General features: G+C 63.5%; 14 protein-coding genes and 4 tRNA genes. 11 read left to right on the top strand and 7 right to left on the bottom strand.

Annotation, left to right across the window (positions count from 1 at the left end):
• The first annotated feature begins 354 nt into the window (after positions 1 to 354).
• From KPL76_RS11780 to KPL76_RS11760, 5 genes are all read left to right on the top strand, one after another.
• Positions 355 to 1686, top strand: coding sequence for a nucleotide sugar dehydrogenase (locus tag KPL76_RS11780; protein ID WP_216333708.1), 1332 nt, complete (start codon positions 355 to 357; stop codon positions 1684 to 1686).
• A 38-nt stretch (positions 1687 to 1724) separates the two neighbouring features.
• Positions 1725 to 2777 (top strand): NAD(P)-dependent oxidoreductase, encoded by a 1053-nt coding sequence (locus KPL76_RS11775; RefSeq protein ID WP_216333707.1) that lies wholly within the window; start codon positions 1725 to 1727, stop codon positions 2775 to 2777.
• A complete protein-coding gene (gene glmS, locus KPL76_RS11770) occupies positions 2777 to 4618 on the top strand; it encodes a glutamine--fructose-6-phosphate transaminase (isomerizing) (protein WP_216333706.1) in 1842 nt (613 codons plus the stop codon). The genes KPL76_RS11775 and glmS overlap by 1 nt, the downstream gene beginning before the upstream one ends.
• A gap of 95 nt (positions 4619 to 4713) precedes the next feature.
• Positions 4714 to 6447 carry a polysaccharide deacetylase family protein gene (locus tag KPL76_RS11765; protein WP_253202022.1) on the top strand — a complete coding sequence of 578 codons (1734 nt, stop codon included), beginning with the start codon at positions 4714 to 4716 and terminating at the stop codon, positions 6445 to 6447.
• Positions 6448 to 6500: 53 nt separating this feature from the next.
• Complete coding sequence (locus KPL76_RS11760; RefSeq protein ID WP_216333705.1) at positions 6501 to 7430, top strand: hypothetical protein; 930 nt, start codon at positions 6501 to 6503, stop codon at positions 7428 to 7430.
• Positions 7431 to 7490: 60 nt separating this feature from the next.
• Here KPL76_RS11760 and KPL76_RS11755 read toward each other — a convergent pair whose 3' ends face one another.
• Both KPL76_RS11755 and KPL76_RS11750 read right to left on the bottom strand, forming a co-directional pair.
• Positions 7491 to 8012 carry a YdcF family protein gene (locus tag KPL76_RS11755; RefSeq protein ID WP_216333704.1) on the bottom strand — a complete coding sequence of 174 codons (522 nt, stop codon included), beginning with the start codon at positions 8010 to 8012 and terminating at the stop codon, positions 7491 to 7493.
• Positions 8013 to 8147: 135 nt separating this feature from the next.
• Positions 8148 to 8220, bottom strand: a tRNA-Val gene (locus KPL76_RS11750).
• A 265-nt stretch (positions 8221 to 8485) separates the two neighbouring features.
• Here KPL76_RS11750 and KPL76_RS11745 point away from each other — a divergent pair.
• The 5 genes from KPL76_RS11745 to KPL76_RS11725 all read left to right on the top strand — a co-directional run bounded on the left by KPL76_RS11745 (position 8486) and on the right by KPL76_RS11725 (position 10735).
• Positions 8486 to 8557: transfer RNA gene (locus KPL76_RS11745), tRNA-Gly, on the top strand.
• A gap of 36 nt (positions 8558 to 8593) precedes the next feature.
• A tRNA-Cys gene (locus tag KPL76_RS11740) sits at positions 8594 to 8667 on the top strand.
• 62 nt (positions 8668 to 8729) lie between these two features.
• Positions 8730 to 8804, top strand: a tRNA-Val gene (locus KPL76_RS11735).
• 285 nt (positions 8805 to 9089) lie between these two features.
• On the top strand, positions 9090 to 9479 hold the full coding sequence (locus KPL76_RS11730) for a metalloregulator ArsR/SmtB family transcription factor (protein ID WP_216333703.1): 390 nt from the start codon (positions 9090 to 9092) through the stop codon (positions 9477 to 9479).
• The gene (locus tag KPL76_RS11725) at positions 9476 to 10735 is read left to right on the top strand and encodes a cation diffusion facilitator family transporter (RefSeq protein WP_253202021.1); all 1260 of its coding nucleotides are present in this window, start codon (positions 9476 to 9478) and stop codon (positions 10733 to 10735) included. Before KPL76_RS11730 ends, KPL76_RS11725 begins: the two co-directional genes overlap by 4 nt.
• Positions 10736 to 11155: 420 nt before the next feature.
• On the opposite strand, the gene KPL76_RS11720 is transcribed toward KPL76_RS11725, so the two are convergent.
• The 5 genes from KPL76_RS11720 to KPL76_RS11700 form a co-directional block, all read right to left on the bottom strand.
• On the bottom strand, positions 11156 to 12676 hold the full coding sequence (locus tag KPL76_RS11720) for an HNH endonuclease signature motif containing protein (protein ID WP_216333702.1): 1521 nt from the start codon (positions 12674 to 12676) through the stop codon (positions 11156 to 11158).
• Between the two features lie 155 nt (positions 12677 to 12831).
• On the bottom strand, positions 12832 to 13281 hold the full coding sequence (locus KPL76_RS11715) for an SRPBCC domain-containing protein (protein WP_216333701.1): 450 nt from the start codon (positions 13279 to 13281) through the stop codon (positions 12832 to 12834).
• The gene (locus tag KPL76_RS14790) at positions 13278 to 13844 is read right to left on the bottom strand and encodes a helix-turn-helix transcriptional regulator (RefSeq protein WP_253202020.1); all 567 of its coding nucleotides are present in this window, start codon (positions 13842 to 13844) and stop codon (positions 13278 to 13280) included. Before KPL76_RS14790 ends, KPL76_RS11715 begins: the two co-directional genes overlap by 4 nt.
• Positions 13841 to 14278: an SRPBCC domain-containing protein gene (locus KPL76_RS11705; protein WP_216333700.1), complete on the bottom strand. Its 438-nt coding sequence runs from the start codon at positions 14276 to 14278 to the stop codon at positions 13841 to 13843. Before KPL76_RS11705 ends, KPL76_RS14790 begins: the two co-directional genes overlap by 4 nt.
• Before the next feature lie 78 nt (positions 14279 to 14356).
• Positions 14357 to 14950 carry a hypothetical protein gene (locus tag KPL76_RS11700; RefSeq protein WP_216333699.1) on the bottom strand — a complete coding sequence of 198 codons (594 nt, stop codon included), beginning with the start codon at positions 14948 to 14950 and terminating at the stop codon, positions 14357 to 14359.
• Between the two features lie 351 nt (positions 14951 to 15301).
• Here KPL76_RS11700 and KPL76_RS11695 point away from each other — a divergent pair, with 351 nt between their 5' ends.
• Positions 15302 to 15943 carry a Pr6Pr family membrane protein gene (locus tag KPL76_RS11695; RefSeq protein WP_216333698.1) on the top strand — a complete coding sequence of 214 codons (642 nt, stop codon included), beginning with the start codon at positions 15302 to 15304 and terminating at the stop codon, positions 15941 to 15943.
• The last annotated feature ends 32 nt before the right edge of the window (positions 15944 to 15975 follow it).

Here is a 15975-nt window from a genome sequence, read left to right as displayed (position 1 = left end):
TACAAGAGGCCTGCCCCAAAAAAAGGGGGTGCCCTGCAGAAGCAGTGCCACGCGTTCAGCGCAGCGACGCCCCCACCGTATTGGAGGGTTGCGACCGACGGGGATCTTTTGTCCGCATAGACCCGCACACCTTGTATCTGCGGGTGGAAGTGCGGAACTCTGCGGAGAACCGCATCTCGCAGGCTCACCACCGCCGCGTGTCTGCGCAGAACCGCACTGTTGAGGGTTTTGCGTTGCCACGAGCCGAGACCGCCGTCCAGTGTGAGACCCGAGCGGTGCGAGACCCACGTTGTGGGAGCACCCGGATCAACCAGGCAACAGGGCAGACAACCGATACGAACAGGGGACACGCACATGACATCGATCATCGACCGTCGAGATTCAACACCCGACGAGATTCCCGTCGGACCTCGGCCAGACAGGCCAACATTCGACTACGACGTCGCCATCATCGGACTCGGCTATGTCGGTCTCCCGACGGCCCTGTCGTACTTCGGCGGTGGAGCGCGGGTTGTCGGGCTGGAGATCAGCCAGCGCAGGCTCGAACAGATTGTGCGAGGCGAGGCCGACCTCCTCGAGCGTGACCAGCTGCGACTCAGCGATGCGATGATGTCCGAGACATTCACCCTCACCACGGAGGTCTCCGAGATCTCGAAGGCCAAAGCGATCATCGTCTGCGTACCAACGCCGGTCGACGACTTCCTCGTCCCAGACCTGTCGATCCTCCGGGCGGCGTGCGCCATGGTCGTCGAGGCCGCTGTTCCCGGCCAGACCCTCATGCTCACCTCTACCACCTACGTCGGATGCACAGACGATCTCCTCGTCAAGCCCCTGAGGGCACGTGGCCTGGCGATCGGCGTTGACGTCTTCGTCGCCTTCTCGGCAGAGCGCATCGACCCGGGCAATGCCAGCTTCGACCAGAGTGACGTGCCCCGGGTCGTCGGGGGAGCGACTCCCGAGTGTGAGGAGGAGGCAGACAGGCTCCTCCGGCGGTACGCGAACACCGTGCACCACGTCGGCTCCCTCGCCGCAGCAGAGATGACCAAACTCCTGGAGAACACGTTTCGTGCCGTCAACATCGCCCTGGCCAACGAGTTCGCCGACATCTGCCGCTCGCTCGACATCGACGTGAATGACGTGATCGACGCCGCCTCCACCAAACCATACGGTTTCATGGCTTTCCGGCCGGGGCCGGGCGTCGGCGGTCACTGCATTCCCTGCGACCCGCACTATCTCCTCTGGCAGTTGAAGAAGACGCGAGTGGATGCCCCGCTGATCGAAGAGGCGATGTCCGCCATTGCGCGCCGACCGAGGCAGGTGGTCGAACGAGTGCGTGACGTACTCTCGCAGCGCAGCCACGGACTCGGCGGGACACGGGTGCTGGTCGTCGGCATCTCGTACAAGCCGAACGTTGCGGACCTTCGCGAATCACCGGCTCTCGAAATCCTGAGCGGGCTGCGCGAACACGGTGCCGTCGTCGGCTTTCTCGACAACCACTTCGACCTGGTGACGCTTGCAGACGGCCACGTTCTGCAGGCCGTGACGCAGCCTGTCGCGTTCAACGCCGACCTGATCATCCTGCACACCACCCACGAGGGCGTGGACCTGAGCTGGATCCCCGGCGACCAGCTCGTCATCGACACGACCTACAACCACAGCGTGTTCCCGATGGCGGTGCAACTGTGAGCGCGACACCGGCCCGTGACCAGGCTTCGCCCTTACCCATGCGAACCCTGGTCACTGGCGGCGCTGGCTTCATTGGGAGCCATCTCTCGGACTATCTGCTGGCGCAGGGTGACCAGGTCACGGTACTCGACGATCTGAGCACCGGGTCGGTGCAGAACATCGCCCACAATCTCATGGATCCTCGTTTTCACTTCCACGAAGGATCGATTCTCGACGCCGAGACTGTGCACACCCTCGTGAGCGGTGCGGACCGGGTGTTCCACCTGGCGGCTGCCGTCGGTGTAAAGCTCATCGTCGAGCATCCACTCACCAGCTTGCGCACGAACATCCACGGCACCGAGAGTGTTCTCGACGCCTGCACGGCCTACAAGCGCACCCTGCTGCTGGCGTCGACGAGCGAGATCTATGGCAAGAATGAGGCCGACAGCCTGAACGAGGAGTCCGACCGAATTCTCGGGTCTGCTCTGAAGTCGCGGTGGAGTTACGCCGCGGCCAAAGGCATCGACGAGTCGTTCGCGCACGCCTACTGGCAGGAGTTCGGGCTCGAGGTGGCGATCGTGCGCCTGTTCAACACAGTCGGGCCGCGGCAGACCGGGCGCTACGGAATGGTTGTTCCGAACCTCGTCGGGCAGGCGCTCCGGGGTGAACCGCTCACCGTCTTCGGTGACGGTCACCAGACCCGGTGCTTCTCGTACGTCGGAGACATCGTGCCGGCGCTCAGTCGTGTGATCGAGACACCCAGCGCGCTCGGCCAAGCCTTCAACCTCGGAGGTGCACACGAGATCTCGATCATCGACCTGGCGGCCAGAATCATCGATCTGACGGGAAGCACCAGCACGATCAAGCTAGTGCCGTACGAGAATGCTTACGCGGCCGGATACGAGGACATGCGAAGGCGCGTCCCTGACAACAGCAAGGCGAACGCCCTTATCGGCTTCGTACCACGCACGGGAATCGACGAGATCATCGTCGCAGTGGCCGATGCTCTGTTTTCCAAGGCCTCGCTCGACAACGACATCATGGTGCAGGCCTCAGCGCTTCGTGCTTCGACCGTCGCTGGCCACGAGCCTGTTGCATCGGCGGCGCACTGATGTGCGGCATCGTCGGTTGCAGCACTCCGGCCAACGCAGCGAGTTACCTCCTGCCAGCCCTGCAGTCACTCGAATACCGCGGTTACGATTCGGTCGGCGTGGCGATTCGCACCACGGGCGGCGATGTCGCCACCCTGCGGTCGATCGACCGCATCGACGACCTCACGGCCCGAGTCGATGCCTGGGCTGGCCTCACCCTCGGCGGCGTCGGCATCGGTCACACCCGGTGGGCGACCCATGGTGACGTCACCGAGGCCAATGCGCACCCGCACCGTGACTGTGCGGGGCTCATCAGCGTGGTGCACAACGGGATCATCGAGAACTCCGACGCACTGCGGTCAGAACTGGTGGCCGGTGGCCACGAATTCGCCTCGGGAGTCGACAGCGAAGTGGTCTGCCATCTGATCGAATACAGGCTGGTCTTGGGTGACGACATCCAGACCGCCATATGTTCGGCGACCGCTCGACTCACCGGTTCCTGGGCGCTCGTCGTGATGGAGACCTCCACCGGGCGGCTCTTCGCGGCGACCCACCGCGCGCCCCTCCTGGTGGCGAACAGCGACCACGGTGTCTTCGTCGCCAGCGACATCACGGCGATCGCCCCCTGGGTCAGCCAGTTCAGGGTGATGGCCGACGACGACCTCGTGGAGCTCACGAGCCCGCCGTCGTGGAGCCGAAAGGGCGTCAGGGTTGCCCTGCCGGAGCCGGTCAGCCTGTCGTGGTCGAACACCATCCAGGCCCTCACCGCAGACGACGAAGACTTCATGGGCCGAGAGATCGCTGAGCAGCCCGAGACCGTCGCTCGAATTCTCGACGAGCTCGCTGATCGCGTCAGTGACGGGTCCCTGTGGAAGGATTTCGACCTGCCTCGATTCGACCGCGTCGCTGTGGTCGGGTGCGGAACCTCCCTGAACGCCGGGCGTATCATCGCCTCGGCGTTCGGCTCTTTCGCTCATCTGCCGCACACCTCGATCATCGCCAGCGAAGCTTCGGGGGTCGTTCTTGACCAACGCACCCTCATGATCGCGACGAGCCAATCGGGCGAGACTGCAGACGTTCTGCGTGCCCTCGACGACCTGCAGGGCAGTGGATGCCCGGTGCTGGCACTCACGAACAACTCCCATTCCACGCTGGCCCGCCGTGCCGACGGAGTGGTGAACTGCTTTGCCGGCCCCGAGATAGGGGTCGCAGCGACGAAGACCTTCGTCGCCCAGATCGTCACGGGCGTGTGCGTGGCGCTGTCGTCGATGGTAGCCAACGGCCAGATACCTGGCACCCAGGCCCAGGCGATCATCGACGACATGGCCCGCCTGCCCGACCGGCTCGAACGGGCGATCAGCGTGTCCAACGCTCTCGTGCCAGAGCTCATCGCCCAGCTGGTTGCGGCAGATGGCTTCCTGTTCCTCGGCAGGGGAGCGGGCGTCATATACGCGGCAGAGGGTGCTCTCAAACTCAAGGAGCTCACCTACCGCTGGGCCGAGCACTATCCAGCCGGCGAACTCAAGCACGGGCCGCTGGCCCTGGTCGACACGGGCACACCCGTGGTCGTGATCGACAACGGCGACCCACGCCTCGCCGGGAACATCGCCGAGGTACACGCGCGGGGTGGTCGGATCATCCGGATCGGCGGGCCAGGCACCTCGGTGCCCGTCGTCGCTGCCGGCCCGGTCGACCTCCTCCAGACGGATGGCGCCTCATCCTTCGCGCCACACACCTTCGCGCCGTGTGGGCCACTCGAGAGCGTGGTTCCCCTGCAGATCCTCGCGCGAGACCTTGCCATCGCTCTCGGTCGAGACGTCGACAAGCCACGCAACCTCGCCAAATCGGTGACCGTCGAATAGTCATCGTCGAATAGTCATCGTTCGTCATCACCGATCACACCCAGCCAGCAGTAGTCACCAGAAATTCAGAACCAGAGAGAAATGCGAATAGTGCCATGAGAAAGTCGAATCGCCCCGAATCTGAACCCGCGCACGACAGCAACGCGAACAACACGCGCGCCAGCAGACGCCGAGACCAGCGACGGCGGGCAACCCGCATGGGCATCGCGGCCCTCATCGCACTGTGTATGGGTGCGTTGGCATTCGGCGTCGGAACTTCCGGAGCTGTGGCGGCGACTGTGCCACCCACAGCGACGCCAACGGCGGCAGCTACAGCTACAGCTACTCCAACACCGACTCCCAAGCCGTCCACGGCGACGCCAACGCCCACGCCTACGACCCCGACGCCCACCCCGACGGCGACACCAAAGGCGCCAACAGCTGCTCCCACGCCGACAGCGACGACAACACCCGCCCCCAGCCCTACCCCAACCGCCACGGCCGCGCCCAAGCCGCAGACGGTCGTCAGCCTGACGTTCGACGACGGTAACGCCGACCAGCAGGCCGCAGCCAACACTATGGCGCAGTACAAGCTCAAGGGAACGTTCTTCATCAACTCCGGGTTCGTCGGAGGCGCGAACTACTTCACCGTCGCGAACCTGACCTCGCTGGCTGCGGCCGGCAACGAGATCGGGGGCCACACCGTGAGCCACCCGGATCTCACGACCCTGAGCTCCGATGAAGCCAAGCGGCAGGTCTGCAACGACAGGATCAACCTCACCAACTGGGGTTTCACACCCGTCAGCTTCGCGTATCCGTATGCTTCGACCAACGCCGCTGTTCAAAAGATCGTCTCCGACTGCGGCTACAACAGCGCCAGGGGCCTGGGCGATCTGCGTTCCCGGTTCGGCTGCGCGGGCTGCGCCTATGCCGAGACCATCCCGCCGGCAAGTAAATTCATCACCAAGGCCCTCGACGAGGTCGACAGCACGTGGACCTTGAAAGACCTGCAGGATTCGGTCACAAACGCTGAGAAGACCGGCGGCTGGGTGCAGTTCACCTTCCACCACGTCTGCGCCACGACCTGTGACCCTCTCGGGCTGACCATCACTCCGACCCTGTTCGCGCAGTTCGCAGCCTGGCTCGCTCCCCGCGCCACGACCAACAACACAGTCACGAAGACGGTCGCCCAGGTCATCGGCGGGGCCGTGAAGCCAGTCGTGGCTGGCCCGATCGTCGCTCCGGCGGCCGCAGGCGTCAACGGCTTGAAGAACCCGGGAATGGAAACCTTCAACCCCGCAACGGGCCTTCCCAGCTGCTGGATGATCGGCGGCTACGGCACGAACACCGCCGTCTTCGCTACGGGGAGTCCGACGCACACCGGCACCGGCGCCGAAGCGATCACGATGTCGAGTTACGCCTCAGGTGACGCCAAGCTGCTGCCCCAGTTCGACCTCGGAGACTGCGCGCCGACGGTCGTACCCGGGCACACGTACTCGCTCAGGAGCTGGTACAACTCGTCCGTCGTCACCCAATACGCCGTGTATCTCCGTGACTCGATCGGAGTCTGGCGGTACTGGACCTCGAGCCCATGGTTCGCAGCCTCGCCGACCTACGCCCAGGCCATCTGGACGACCCCAACCATCCCGACTGGCATGACGGGCATCAGTTTCGGCCTCAGCATCTTCCTCAACGGAAAGATCACCACTGACGACGCTGAGCTCTACGACGCCGTCGGAGCACCTGGCACCACCGCTCCCGCCGCGGCCACACCCCTGGTGGCACCGCCAGTGACCGGCAAAGTCGAGACACACGCCGGCGTGGCCCCCGCAACCGCGCCAGCTGGCTAGCCCACGTGTCACGGCTACCCCGGGCATCCGGAAGCAAGGCATCCAGGAGGACGGTGACGGCCGCAGTGGCCGTCACCGTCCTCCTCCTTGCCTCGGTCGTGCTCACAGCGTGCGCGTCGACTTCAGCACCGGATGCGCCGAACCACAGCACCTCGAAACCCGGCGCGACCGGGACCGCGCCGGCTCCGGTCGCGCCAACTCCAGGTACGACCTCAGGTACCTCCACAGCGAACGCCTCGCCATCGTCGAGTGCCAAACCCGCACCGAGTCCGTCATCGGCGGGTTCCTCGTCAGAACCATCTGGCGGGCTGCAGTCCGGACTCCCGTCTGCTGGCACCTATCCCTGGCACACCAACATCGTTTCGACCACCTTCTGGGTCGGCGAGATCTTCGACCCCACGGCCCCCGACGGCTCACAGGTCCTCTCGACCTACGATTCGAAGTGGTACGCAAGCTACGGCGGCTGCGACGGCGTCATTGTCTCCGGCGTGTGCCAGACCGAGACGAGAACGGCTGCCAGGGGCTACTTGCCGACCTCGATGACGCCCAAGGAAAACCCGTTCTACCTCGATCTGCCGTTCGATGACATCAACAATGCCTCCGCTCTCACCCAGCGTGCCTCGGTGATTCCCTGGGCGCACGAGCCGGGGTATGCCTCCCATCTCGCGGACCCGAATTTCAGCCTCATGAAGAACCGCTGGGTCGAACTCCAGCGCGGGTCACGCACCTGTTACGCCCAAATCGAAGATGCCGGCCCCGGCCAGTATGACGATTCGGCGTACGTCTTCGGGTCAAACGATGCCAGACCCCTGAACTCGAAATTTGGGGGAGCGGGAATGGATGTCTCGCCAGCCGTGAACGGCTGCCTCGCTTTCACCGAACTCAATGGCGACACCGATACCGTCTCGTGGCGCTTCGTCGACGACTCGAGTGTGCCGACGGGGCCGTGGACCACACGCATCACGACCAGTGGCGTGCAGTGAGATCGAGCCAGTCGGTCATGGGCCGGGCGGTGAACAGCCGGACAATCAGCAACCGGGCGATCAACAACCAGGCGTCAGTGCCACTTTCACATAGGCAGTGTTCTGGTAGGCGAACTGGTACATCCAGTCGATGAGGCTCAGTGGCGTCGTGACGGCGAGCATGTCGAGCTCACCGTCGAAACAGCGCTGCACGATGATTCGTGCGCGTGAGATGTGCGGCTTGAAGGTGATGACAGTCGCGCTCTTCCAACCGTGTTCCCGGGCCATTCGGCCCAGCCACCGCGCCTCGCCCTGCGTGGTGAAGGGATCAGGAACGGCACAGTAGACCGTGTAGCTCACCTTCTTCGAGCAGATCGTGTCTGGGTCGCTGGTGGCTTTCGACGATCCGACTGAGACCAGGAGGTTCGAGCTGAGACCCTTCTTCATGAGGCTCTCCGCGAGTGCAATGCGGTCATTGGTCGCGGGGCCGAGCACCAGGACGACGTCAGTGCGTTCCGGTCGACCGGTCTGCGGGTAGGCGAGATTCGCGACGGCGAAAGCCACAACGAGCGACAGTGCCGTGGCAACGACTACAACGGTCACCAGCAACTTCTTCGAGCGACGCGACATTCTCGTTCCTCCGGATGCGATGTCTGGGGGTGAGGGGAACACGTCGCTGTGCGTGGATGTTGTGCGTGGGTGCTGTGCCTGCTGTACTTTTGGAATGAACCTTCTGAGTGGGCGATACCGGACTCGAACCGATGACCTCTTCGGTGTGAACGAAGCGCGCTACCAACTGCGCCAATCGCCCGAGAATTGATTGAACCCGCGTGTGTGAACCACGCCGGGGAAGCGAATCTCGTGCTCGTCGATACTAGCCGGTCCCGGGCATCCATTGCACATCGACTCGCGCTCACAACCGTGCGAATAACCGTGCAGCCACAGTGTTACGACACGCAGGCGGCGCGGTTTGGCTTTGTGTCTCGGGTTCAGGTAGAGTCTTCCGAGTCGCAGTAGTGCGGCGAAACAAGCAGTGACGTACAAGTAGTACCGTTCAAGCAATACCGTTCAAGAATGCGGATGTGGCGCAGTGGTAGCGCACAACCTTGCCAAGGTTGGGGTCGCGAGTTCGAATCTCGTCATCCGCTCGAGTGTAGAAGTACCGTTGGGGCAACCCTCCATATGGTGGCGTGGCCGAGAGGCGAGGCAGCGGCCTGCAAAGCCGTCCACACGGGTTCAAATCCCGTCGCCACCTCCACTCGACAAGTAACAAACATGTGAAGTAGCACGAGAAATGCGACCAGCATGTGCACGAAATCTGGGCGGTTGGCGCAGCGGTAGCGCGCTTCCCTGACACGGAAGAGGTCGCTGGTTCGATCCCAGTACCGCCCACCACACGATTTGGCCCAGAACACTGTTCTGGGCCACTTCTGTTTTTCCAGGATCGAGCCGGCGACCGACAAGAATCAGTAAACGCGATGCGTTCACCCCCAGATTCTTGTCCTGGTTCGATCCCAGTACCGCCCACCAAGCAACCCCCGCGATTGACGCTAGAGGGCCTCCTGAGTCGTCTGCGACGAATCTAATCGCGACCGGTGTGGCAGCCTCAACTCGGCGTACCCGCCTCACAAGAGCAGCCCAGTCTCGAGGCACTGCCTGTACGCATGACATAATCTGCGTATGGATGCAGATACGCGGGCTTGCGGGCGCGAGACCGACAGTGAGTACGTCGAACTCGCGGTCGAGATCTTCGCCATGCTGGCCGACGCGACGCGGGTCCGCCTGATTCTGGCGCTCCGCGACGGGGAATTGTCGGTCAACTCGCTCGCCGAAATCGTCGACAAAAGCCCGGCCGCAGTGTCACAGCATCTCGCAAAACTGCGACTCGCGCGCATCGTCGCCACCCGACACCATGGCCAACGCGTGTTCTACCGACTCGAGAACGAGCACGCGTCGAAGCTCGTCACGGATGCGATTTTCCAGGCAGAACACTCCCTCGGCGACAATCCGCGGCACCACCACCCGCAGCACAACCACCCCCATGCGACTACGACAGGCGAGCAACAGTGAAACATGATGACCACGAAACCGTGCCCGTTTCCCCGGTGGCGTATAGCCACGAGCATCCTGACCGCGGTGGCGAAGCTCACGACCATGCACACGAAGGCGCGCACGAGCATGGCCACGACGCCGTGCATGATCACGAAGTCGGGCATGATCACGAAGACACGCACGATCACGAAGTCGGGCATGATCATGTTCACGGCCGAAATCACGGCCACAGTCACGAGCACGGTCAGAGTCACCAGCACGGTCACGAACACGAACACGAACATGATCACGAACACGGCCACAGCCATCCCACGGGCATCCGTGGCTTCTTCTACGGGCTCTTCGTTCCGCACAGCCACGACGCGGCCGATTCGATCGACGACGCACTCGAGGCCAGTGCGTCGGGTGTTCGCGCGCTGAAGATCAGCCTCTTCATTCTGCTGGGGACCACTCTTCTGCAGTTCGGCGTCTTTCTGATCAGTGGGTCAGTGGCGCTTCTGGCTGACACGATTCACAACTTCTCGGATGCCCTGACCGCAGTGCCTCTCTGGATTGCGTTCGTTCTGGCCCGACGTATCGCCACCAGGCGCTACAACTTCGGTTTCGGCCGTGCCGAGGATCTCGCGGGGCTGTTCATCGTCGCCGTTGTCGCGTTGTCGGCGATCGTCGCCGGCTGGGAGGCGATCACCCGGTTCTTCAACCCAATGACGGTCACCAACCTCGGGTGGGTGATCGCCGCGGGAATCATCGGCTTCGCCGGCAACGAGATAGTGGCGATCTACCGCATCCGGGTCGGGCAGCAGATCGGCTCGGCCGCCCTTGTTGCGGACGGCGTGCACGCCCGGATCGACGGTTTCACCTCCCTCTCGGTGGTGATCGGAGCAATCGGCGTGCTCCTCGGGTTTCCGCTTGCTGACCCGATCGTCGGCCTGTTCATCGCGGTCACGATTCTGATTCTGCTCTGGGGCACGGTGCGCAGTATCGGCACGCGCCTCATGGATGGTATCGACCCGCACATTCTCGAGCGCGCCGAGGCTGCGCTGACGGCGACTCCGGGCATCCTGTCGGTACCTCGTCTGCAGATGCGCTGGGTCGGGCATCGGCTTCAGGGCGCGGCGACGGTCCAGGTTGACGATGCTGCACTTTCAGACGTGGAGAAGATCGTGCACGAAGCAGAACATGAGCTCGGGCACGCTCTGCCGAATCTCGACGACATGGTGATCCGTGCGACTACGCTGTCGGGGGCTCCCAGCGCGCCGCACCGGCACGACTGACGCTGCCAACCTTCTGGTCAGCTGTCTCTGGTTCTCGGCCGATCTGACGGGTCTTCGGCGGATTCGTGGAAATCGATCCGAGGTCTGCGGGCATATCGCGTCTCGTTACTAGCTCAAGCTCGGCGGTGGAGTGGCTTTCGGATCTGACGATTCTTTCAGATCTTCCGAATCCTTCTGATCTTTCGAATCCTCCTGATGTTTCGAATCCTCCTGATGTTTCGAATCCTCCTGATGTTTCGAATCCTCCTGATGTTTCAGAATGGTCAGCTGTCGGGGTCGGGTGCCCACGCTCGAATGTTTGTGCCGGCGACAGATCAAGATCGGATCGACTCGGTTAGCGCCCGGTCGCCGTTGCAGTTGCACGTGCAGGTGCAGGTGCAGGTGCAGGTGCAGGTGCAGGTGCAGGTGCAGGTGCAGTTATCAGAATGGTGGCGGATCCTCCGCCGGCGTTTCGGTGAACTGCACGATGGGTTTGGCGAGTGGTGTGGGGTCGATGGTGTATTCGTATCCGGCGGGTGAGGTCCAGGTGATGGTTGGTGGTCGCCCGTTGGTGTTCGGGGTTTGCAGGATGGTCCATTCGGTGTGGTGTTTGACTTTGTGGTGCGAGGTGCACAGGGGGCTGAGGTTGTCGTAGGCGGTCTCGCCGCCGTCGCCCCAGGCGATGGTGTGGTCAAGGTCTGTGGTGGTTGAGGGTTCGCAGGGTGTCGGGAAGGTGCATTCGGTGTGGGTGAGCCGGATCAACTCGTCAAGGTCGGTGGGGGGTTTGTATCGTTGCCTGCCGTAGCTGAGCACTGCACCGGTGGCGGGGTCTGTCAGGATCCGGGTGAACGAGTGTGCGTGGCGGGTGATGGTGAGGGCGGTGTGCCGGTCGATCGGCCCGAACCCCTCCAGGTTGGCTGGGCCGGACGACTGGTCGGGGTCGGGATTCCCGTGGTGGTCGCGGCCCAGCAGTGTGAGGGCGGGGACGGTGACGTTCACGCGGGCCCGGATCCCGGGGGCAACCCGTGGGGTGTGGGTGTCACTGTTGAGCATCAGGTCGGTCAGGACGTCGACTTTCAGTTGGGTGAGGGTGCGGGGGTCGCCTGCGTGTTTGGCGGACCTGGCCATGTCGGTGGCCCGGTTGTGGATGGCAACAGCTTCGACGGCGGCGGTGTACAGGGTCAGGTACGCCATCCCGTCCGACCCCGGCTCCAGATACGTACGCCTCCCAGTGACGGCGTCGGTGTGGCGTTGACTGTCGGTGCGGGGTTGCGCCTCTTCCACTGCAGCGCGGGCGATCTTGTCGAGGCGTTGCGCGGTCACTTTCCGCGCCCAGGGCAGTACCGTCTTCTCGTACCGTCCGAGCGCTTCCCGGGGGAGCGGGTGCGAACGGTGAACGAGGGTTTCGGTGTGCCGGTACGACACCCGCCCCGCCGCCAACGCGTCACGGGTGGCGGTGAACGGGCCGGCGAGTCCTTCGCAGGTATCGACCAGCCGGCGCGCGTCAACCTCAGTGAGCTGCAGGGCGACGGCGAGCTCGAGGACGACTTGGCGTTGCACGATCTGGTCAGAGGACCACTGCGGGCCCCCGCCCCCGCTGCTGGCGAAACTGTCCTGGGTGTGAAGTGCGAACCCCGCCACCCGGGCCTCCTCGACCAGGAGAGCATGAGAGGCGTACGCCGCTGCGATCGCCCGATGCGACACGAGCACCGCAGCGACCGCCGCCGCAAAACGCTCCCGACGCAACGACGACGACGACCCCGACGAAGACGATCCTGATGAGGCAGATCCGGACGACGGCGATCCTGACGACGACCGTGATGACGACGGCGCACCGTTCGCGGCAGGGTCATTGTCGGCCGCACCCGTGGGTTCTGAGCCGAAGCCATCGGGGCCCGTGAACGTCGAATCAGACCAGGCGGCCGGATCAACCTCGTCATCAGTGAGTAATGCTCGTGTCATGGCAACAGTCAACCACCCACCCCCGACACCGAACAGCCAAAATCCCCGATCAGTGGACAACTCGCAAATTCCGCCCCTTGTGGAGGAGAAGATGATGAGTCACGGCATGAAAGTGGTCGAAGAGTCTTCGATACACGAGTGCTACACAGTCAGAATCACGTATTCGAGCTCTCCGCCGCGGCAATGAAATGCGGTAGTAGTCCTCCCCAGCCGCCCTGGTTTCGATCCCGCCACTGCTGTGCATCTGCTCCGAGGCGCTCCCACCCTGAGTGGATGATCTCCACACGAGTCTCGTTCTCGCCCACCGCAACAAAGTGGATGTCGACGTCGGTCGCATCTTCGCGCTGCCGCCGGATGTGCCAGAGGTAGCCGAAACGGTGTGGTGGGTCCCAGTGGGTGATTTCTCCCCACTCATGCTCCTGTCCGTCGGATTCGCGCTCGAAGATGCGCCCACCGACTCCCGGCTCGAGAACGACGGCAACGTCGGGGGAGCCGGAAACGGTATGACCCGTTGGCCACCATGACGAGATCTTCGATGTCCACACACGGAAGGCATGGTCGACCGGGCACGCAACGGAGATCGAAAGAGCCAGCGGTTCGATCATCGGGGCACCTGATTGGAGTCGGTCCCCGGGGTACTGCTTGCGGGCAGCGGGTCCTCGAGACCTGTGTACTCCGGTGCGGTGCTCGCAGGTGCGGTGCTCGCAGGTGCGGTGTTCCCAGAAGCGTCGCTCCCAGATGCGGTGCTCCCAGATGAGGTGCTACCCGATGCGGCGCCGTCAGCCGCCGCACTGCCATGTCCTGTTTTCGCAACCGCCGCGTTCGCAGGCGCCGTGTTCTCGGCAAACAACGCGAATCGAGCAGCCGACTCGCCCCACACCCGATCGAGATATGCGCGCACGGCCTCGATTCCGTCGGCGTGCAGCCGGTAGATCTGTCGGGTTCCTTCCCTTCTCGATTCGACGAGTCCAGCGTCGTCGAGAATCCGAAGGTGCCGTGAGATCGCGGGTCTGCTGATCGGGAAGAGGTTCGCGATTTCGCCCACCGACAGCTCCTCGGCGCTCAGAACATCGAGGATGCGTCGCCGATGCGGGTCACCCAGCGCATCGAAGGGGTCGGCCGACGAGAAGGCAGACGAGGTTGTGGATGCTCGGGGCCCTGGCCTCATCGGGCCGAAGACACGTTCTCGGAGACGGCTTTGAGGCCTGAGGCGAATTGAGCGAACGACGGATTGAGATCGGGGATCGACTTCCAGATCATCCCGAGCATTGCACCTGTGTACTCCTCGCGCATCGTGAAATCGGTCTCGGCAGCGCCTGCCACAGGCGCCAAGCTGTATGTACGCACGCCCTTGAACAAACCCAGGGGCATACCGCCGGTGAAGACCAGGGTGCGTGGTTCGTCGATGGTGGTGACCTTGACGGGGAAGGTGCGCCCAGGCGCGGCGGCCGAGCGGATCTTGAGGGTCGAGCCGAGCACGACAGTGCCGTCGACGCCCTCGACACCCGAATCCCAGTCGGGCCATGCGGCGGTGTTCACAAGGTGCTTCCACACTGCTTCTGGTGCAGCAGCGATACGGGCTTTCGATTCGAAGAAGTGCATGTCGATCATCCTGTTCTGTCGCGAGCGGGCTGGTGCCTGAAGACCATTCGTAACGAAAAGGTTACCGTAACTGATCGGTTACGAACAGTCTGTCTTCAACCACTCTTTGATGCCGTCGAGCTGGGTGCCGAAGCTGGTGGTGTCGAAGGATGGTCGAGGCGGATCCGACGCTGAGAGTGACGGGCTCGGCACGCCCGGCCCAGCAGAAGCCGCTGCCGGCTGCCGATCGGCCGAGGCATCCGGAGTCGCTGTCGGCGGATGCACGATGGCGTTGTACGTGTCGAGTTCGCGCCCGAACGCGAGGACCATCGCCGAGATCTGCAGGTAGTGGCCCGAGATCACAGGAGGGGCAGCAACGGCCATGGTCTGGATCGCATCGTCGAGTCCACCGATGCCGGCCGAGTCGTTCATGAGGGCGAGGTTGTTGGGGATGAGCGCCAGCGCCACGACATCGCCGCCCACACCGAGGCACGCTTCGGCACGCGATCCGTAGGTTCCCCACTGGGTCGGGTCTCCGCTGCTCGGCTCCGTTCCACCGGTCACGGTCGGGGTGGGCATCGGCGACCCCGTGGGCCCCGAGCCACCCGTGCATCCGGCGAGAACAGCGGCGAGCGCAAGTCCGAGGAATCCGGCAACCATCGCGCGAATGACTCGCCGCGACTTCCGGTTCATCGCAGAGGCTTCTCCCATGACAACCATCGTCAGTGCACCTCCAGAACCGGTCGTCCCACTCTATGCCGTGACTGTTGTACCGACCAGAGTTGTGCCGACCAGAGTTCAGCCCGGCCGACCAGAGTTGCGCCGGCCAGAGTTCAGCCCGGCGAGAGTCTTGCCCAGCCCGCCCGGCAACCGGTGACTACGCTCACAGCGGATGCCCGGCAGCAGTTTGCGCCAAGCGCGCGACCGTCGCCCGGAGTCGACGTAGCCTGAAGAGTGGAAGCTCGGGAAAGAATCTCGGAACAGAAGCTCGAGACAAAAGATCGAGAGAACAGCCCCAGACAGAGAAGCGGTGAGAGAGGTCCGGTGAGAATCCTCTTCATCGTTCTGCGTCTGGCTGCGCTGGTCACGACGGTGTCTGCGCTCATTTCGCGGGCCGACTGTGTCTTCACGACGGGGAGCTGCCGGGCATCCAATCTGCTCAGCTATTTCACCGTCGAGAGCAATTTGGCGTTCGTCGCGCTGCTGGTGTACCTACTGTTCCACGCGATCACGAAACGAGTAGAGGATGAACGGCTCACCTCGGTGCGGGCGCTCGTCACGACCTACTTGATCGTGTCGGGAATCACCTTCGTCTTTCTCATCGTGAACGCGGGGCTGGCCAACTACGGGTTTCTCATCCCGACGTCGGAGAAGATGCTGCACTTCGTCGTGCCGGCGTACGCGCTGGTCGATTTTCTGCTCGTACCCGGCCGGCGCCGCCTGCACTGGGGCACGGCGCTGATCTCGCTGGGGTTCCCGTTGCTCTACGGCATCTACACACTGGTGCGGGGGCCGGCGGTGGGCTGGTATCCGTACATCTTTCTCGACCCCCAGTGGGCCGGGAGCTATTCGGCGGTTGCGGTCTATGCGGCGATTCTGGCCGGGCTCATCGTGGCAGTGTCGTTCGCGCTGACCGCGACGAGTCGGCTGCCAACACCCCAGCTCGGGCGGCTTCGAGATCGCTGAACATCTGGCGCGTCGACACAGTGCAGCCCTAG

This window comes from Subtercola sp. PAMC28395, assembly GCF_018889995.1.
Lineage (GTDB): Bacteria > Actinomycetota > Actinomycetes > Actinomycetales > Microbacteriaceae > Subtercola.
This window is presented reverse-complemented; position numbering and strand designations above follow the sequence as displayed.